General features: G+C 62.0%; 1 protein-coding gene. It reads right to left on the reverse strand.

The window, feature by feature from the left end:
- On the reverse strand, window positions 1–489 hold a 489-nt coding region (locus EN994_RS34760; RefSeq protein ID WP_164746591.1), incomplete at both ends, for a diguanylate cyclase.

Below are 489 nucleotides of genomic sequence, written 5' to 3' on the forward strand. Positions count from 1 at the left end.
TCGTTGACCTCCTTGAACCGGTCGAGATCAAGCAGCAGAAGCGCAAGCTGGCCGCCTTTCCTGGTCCGGACCATCGCAGCGATTTCCGTCTCCAGCCGGCCGGAAAAGCTGCGGCGATTGGCCAGTCCGGTCAATGGATCGAAATGGGCAAGCCGCAGGATCTCCTGTTCCGCCTTCTTGCGCTCGCGAATGTCGCGGACCGCGACCACGTTGTGCGGTTTGCCACAGTAGTCGATGCTCCTGGCGATCAGCTCGACAGGAATGCTCGTGCCATCGCGACCGCTCAATTCGGCCTCCTGCGGCTGTTCGCCGAAGCCCGAGATATCGGATCCGAAGAGATCGCCAAGCTGCATTCCGTTCAGGGTCGCTGTTGCTTTGCCCGTCAGTGCCGCAATGCTGTCATTGGCACTGATGATGCGGTTGCCGTCGCAGACGATCAGCCCCTCCACGGCGGCATTGGCCAGGCCGTGCATGCGGTCGACCTCGAGC

Origin of the sequence: Mesorhizobium sp. M7A.F.Ca.CA.002.09.1.1 (assembly GCF_003998555.1) — a bacterium.
GTDB lineage: Bacteria > Pseudomonadota > Alphaproteobacteria > Rhizobiales > Rhizobiaceae > Mesorhizobium > Mesorhizobium ciceri.